Genomic DNA, 4560 nt, shown 5'->3' with positions numbered 1-4560 from the left:
GGCTGGTTTGAGGGGGGGACGCGGCGGACCCATCTCAATCTCCAACTGGCGGGGGTACCCGTTGCGGCTCCCTTCGGCCTGTTGAACTTGGAGAAGTCTTTTGAAGTAGAGGGACGGGCTACCGGGTCGGCGGTGGTGCGCTGGGATAATTCGCTCCGTCCCCGGTGGGATGGTCAGGTGCGCCTGACGCAAGCCGTAGCCCGTCTGGAGAGCTTGAATCATCCCGTGCGTAATCTAGAAGCCAATCTTATTTTCCAGGGTGAGGATATCCGCTCGTCGGGTTTGAGTGGACGGTTCGGGGACCTGGACTTGCAGGCGATGGGCGAGTTACGCGGTTTGGATGATCTGGACTTGAGCTTACAGGGCAAAACCTTGACCCTGGGGCAACTCCAACAGACGTTTAATATTCGTCCGCCAGTACCTTTGACGGGTCGGGTCGGGGTGCAGGCGGGGGTGCGCGGACCCCTTGGTGCCTTGGTCATGACGGGGACCTTCCGGGAGACTGGGGCGGGGCAGGTGGACCGGATTGGGTTGGACCGCTACCGGGGTACATTTCGACTCCAGGCGAACCGGGGGGTCTTGGCTTTTCCTGAGATTGCGGTCCAGGCGGCGCAGGGTCAGTTGACCGCACGCGGAGAAGTGCAACTGGGGACGGGGGTGGTCAATTTCCAAGGCGTAGCGGCGGGGCTGACCGGGGCGAAATTGTGGGACCTCTACGACGGGGATAGTCGGCAAGGCCTTGGCACGCTGGGCGGGAATTTCACGGTTCAAGGACCGGGGGCGACGCCAACGACGACAGTGGACTGGCGGTTGGCGGGTGGGGATTGGCCCGGTCAAGGCCGACTGGTCAATCAGGGCAGCCGCTATGACTTGACGGCGACGCAGTTTCAAAAAGCCGGGGGGACGCTCGGGGTCCAGGCGACGATGGTTAAGGAGCGGTGGCAGACCCGGTTGGACTTAGGTGGTCTGCGTTTGGAGCAACTTTTCCCCCAGGGTCAGACGCTCCAGGTGCCCTGGCGGGGAGCAGTCCTGGGTCAGGTGGACTTGACGGGGCAGTGGGGGCAGTTCCGGTTGGGGCAGGTACGTGGTGGGGGAAGGGTCCGGCTTCCCCAGGGCTTCGGGCTGGTGGATGTCCCGATTGCCAACCGTTTCACCTGGGATGGTCAACAGGTGCAACTCAGCAATCCCCAAACGCCCGTCCAACTCACTGGGTCCGTGGCGGTGATGGAAGATTGGCAAGTGCCAAGCTGGGACCTCCGGTTACAAACCCAGAATTTTCCGCTCCAAGGGCTTTTAGCTCGTCTCGGGGTGCCCGTGCCCGTGACGGGAAGAGCCACGATCAGCGGACAGTTGACGGGGAGTCCGACCGCGCCGACTTTCCAGGGCGTGGGGCGTTTTCAGCAGGTAGCGGTGGCCCAAATCCCTTTTCCTGTTTTGACCGGACCCCTCGCTGTGCAACCGGGAACAGCTCAACTGGACCTGATGGGTAAACAGAGCCGCGTTGCTTTGACCCTGGGGGAGGAGGGGGTGCGTTTCTTGCAAGCTGAGCGGGGGACACTGCGGGTAACGGGGACCCGGCAGGGCAAGGAACTGGTCGGGACGGTGGCGGGGCTACCCCTAGAAGTAGCAGACCAAATTCTTGACCGTCCCCTGCCCCTGGGTCTAGTGCGCGGGGTTGTGGGGGGCAGTTATCGCCTGGGTCTGGGCACAGAACGCCAGTTCTCTGGCAAGCTCACGGTCCGGCAGGGCCGCTGGGGACGTTTTACTTTTAAGCAGGCCCGTCTGGAGGTTGGTTATCAAGCTGGACAGTGGCAACTGAACCGGCTCAACCTGGGTCGTTATACGCTTCAGGGGACCTGGGACACGATTACCGACCGCATCCAGGGCAGTCTGGTCACCACCGGGGGGACGTTGGAAAGTTTGTTGAGTGGGTTGGGTATCCAGACCTGGGATGATATCGCCCAACTCCAGGAGGGTCTTGTGCCGGTCAACCTGGGACGAGCGGTAGACTTGACCCCATTGACGGCTCTTCAAAATCAGGGTTTGACGCTACAGGACCGCTTAGTTAGCTTTGGACGATTCCTGGCCCAATACAAACCTCCAGTGCGGCGTGGGGAGCGGGTGCTGGGCGATTTGACGGGCCGTTTTCAAGGCCGAGTAGATCTGGACGGGACCCTGGGGAACCCCCGTTTTCAGTTTGCCGTGACGGGGAACAACTGGCGGGGGCGCGGGCTCGAACTCAATCAACTCCAGGTGCGGGGGAGCTACCAGGACCAAGTGCTCCGACTCGACCAGTTCATGTTTGCCCTTGCTAAGGGACAAGGTCAGTTCCAGGGGGTGATTAGGCCGACCGGTCAGACTGGGGAATTGGCCATCACAGATTTCCCGGCGGCGTTGTTGCAACCTTTTTTACCCCCGGATTTCAAGTTGAGCGGGGACCTCTCCTTGACCGCTGAACTCAGGGGGGACCGGACCTATCCCCAATTACGCGGCAATTTCCAGATCAATAACGGTTTTTTGAATGAAGTCCCGCTCAAACAGGCCGAGGGCGGCTTGGGCTACCGGGAGGGCCGCTTGAGCTTGCGCGAGGTCCAAGTGGCGACGGACGCTGAACCCGCCCGTATCAACGGCAGTTTCCCCCTCCCGGCCTTCGGCAGCCAACCCACGGACAACCGGGTACGGATGCAACTCGTCGTCAAAGACAGTGCCCTGAGCTTAATTGAACTCTTCACCGACCAAGTGGCTTGGCGAGCGGGTCAGGGGACCCTAGATGTACAAATCGGTGGTACTACCCGCGCCCTCAACCTCCAAGGAAGTCTGACCTTAGCTCAGACCAGCCTCAATCTCATCGGGTTCGCTGAACCTTTGACCAACCTCCAAGCCCAGATTACGTTTCTTAGAGACCGGATTCGGGTAGATGAATTCACGGGAGACCTGAGTGGGGGCCGCGTCCAGGTCGTACCCGGTTTTGTCGCCCTCAATCCCCGCCTAACGGATCTAGACCCCTTGGCCTTCAACTTAGAAAACCTGCGCCTCAACTTACCGCAACGCTACGAGGGCGATGCCGGGGGTCAACTGCTCTGGAGCGGGACAGTCCTCGCGCCGAGTTTTAGCGGGCGGGTCATGCTAGCGAATGGTCGGCTCAGTCTACCCGAGCGTCCCCCGAAAGTGACTACCCCCACCCGGGCAGGCCGTTTCACCTCGCCTAAGTTGGCGGATTTAGAAGTTGTCTTGGGCGAGCGCGTCACCCTGGTCCAGGCGCCGGTCCTGCGCGTAGACACCCAGGGGACCCTAATTTTCAATGGCACCCTCGACAACCCCAAGGCCTTCGGGACGGTGCGGTTTGTGCGGGGGCGGCTCAGTCTATTTGCCAACCCTTTTTACCTCGACCCCTTCCAGGAGAGTGTGGCGCGTTTCCGCCCAGAGTGGGGCCTCGATCCAGAACTGGACTTACTGGCGTTTGCGCGGGTTACGGAGGTCAACCGTTTCGCCGTCGGTCTACCCACGGACCCCAGTGAGGACCCCAACCGCGTCGCCCTCAATTCCTTCAATACCCAACAGGTGATCCGCATCAATGCCCGCGTCACCGGACGGGCTACCAAACCCGAGTTCAATCTCCGCAGCGTCCCGCCCCGCAGTGAACAAGACATCCTCGCGCTATTGGGGGGCACCAACGCCGCCGACTCGATCCTGGGAGCCGGGGCCGCGATTGTCAGCAGTCCCTTATTGAGTCCCCTCGAAAACTTCTTTTTAGAGAATTTGGCCCTTGACCAGTTCAGCATCAGCCCCACCACCCGCACGATCCCCGGCAGTCCCGGTGCTTTTGCCCTGGGTGTCGGTCTGGAGGTGGGCAAAGACATCAACCGTGCCCTCTCGCTCTCCCTGTCCCAAAACCTGACTGACCCGACCCAGCGTACCCGGCTCAATATGCGCTACCGCATCAGTGACGATTTCCAGTTCCGCCTGAGTACTGACTTCTTCCGCGATGTCTCCGGCTCCATCGAGTTCGAGACCCGTTTCTGAAGCCCAAAGTTCTAACTGTTGTCCATCAGGCAAACTGAATGAGTCCTCAGCCGGAGCATCTATGTTCAGCAGACTCGGTTTGGTACTGTGCTTAGCGTTAATGAGTTCTACGGTGCTTGCTCAATCCCAGCGTGAGATGAACAACACGGCTTGTACGCAGTCCAAGAGCGCGGATACCGAGCTAAACAAAGTCTACGGGCAGATTTTGCGTGATTACAAAGCTGACACGTTGTTTATCGAGAAGCTCAAACAAGCGCAACGGGCTTGGCTCCAGTACCGCGATGCCCACCTAGCCGCCCTTTACCCCGGCGATCCGAGTCAATACGGCAGCGTGAACTCAATGTGTCAATGTCAAGTGCTGGAACAGCTTACGGCTAACCGGGTCACGGAGTTAAAACAATGGCTGCAAGGCGTAGAGGGAGATGTCTGTAGTGGCAGTGTCCAACCCAAAAACGATTTACCGAAGGGTGATTAGCCCGCCGCGAGGATAAGGGCGGTAATCCCCAACATCCCCAGCCCCAAGAGTCCCGCCAAGGG

Annotated in this window: 2 protein-coding genes; both read left to right on the top strand. The window is 60.1% G+C overall.

Going from position 1 to position 4560, the window contains the following annotated elements; all coding sequences use genetic code 11:
• A partial coding sequence (locus HFM78_RS15830; RefSeq protein WP_287130427.1) for a translocation/assembly module TamB domain-containing protein occupies positions 1-4023 on the top strand: 4023 nt, incomplete at its 5' end.
• 100 nt (positions 4024-4123) lie between these two features.
• The gene (locus HFM78_RS15825) at positions 4124-4498 is read left to right on the top strand and encodes a lysozyme inhibitor LprI family protein (RefSeq protein ID WP_287130426.1); all 375 of its coding nucleotides are present in this window, start codon (positions 4124-4126) and stop codon (positions 4496-4498) included.
• The last annotated feature ends 62 nt before the right edge of the window (positions 4499-4560 follow it).

The organism is Candidatus Cyanaurora vandensis, from assembly GCF_013285555.1.
In the GTDB taxonomy this organism is placed as follows: Bacteria; Cyanobacteriota; Cyanobacteriia; order Gloeobacterales; family Anthocerotibacteraceae; genus Cyanaurora; species Cyanaurora vandensis.
This window is presented reverse-complemented; position numbering and strand designations above follow the sequence as displayed.

Coding starts and splice junctions, on each gene's coding strand:
- HFM78_RS15825 (WP_287130426.1), top strand. CDS start 4,124: ATGAGTTCTACGGTGCTTGCTCAATCCCAGCGTGAGATGAACAACACG.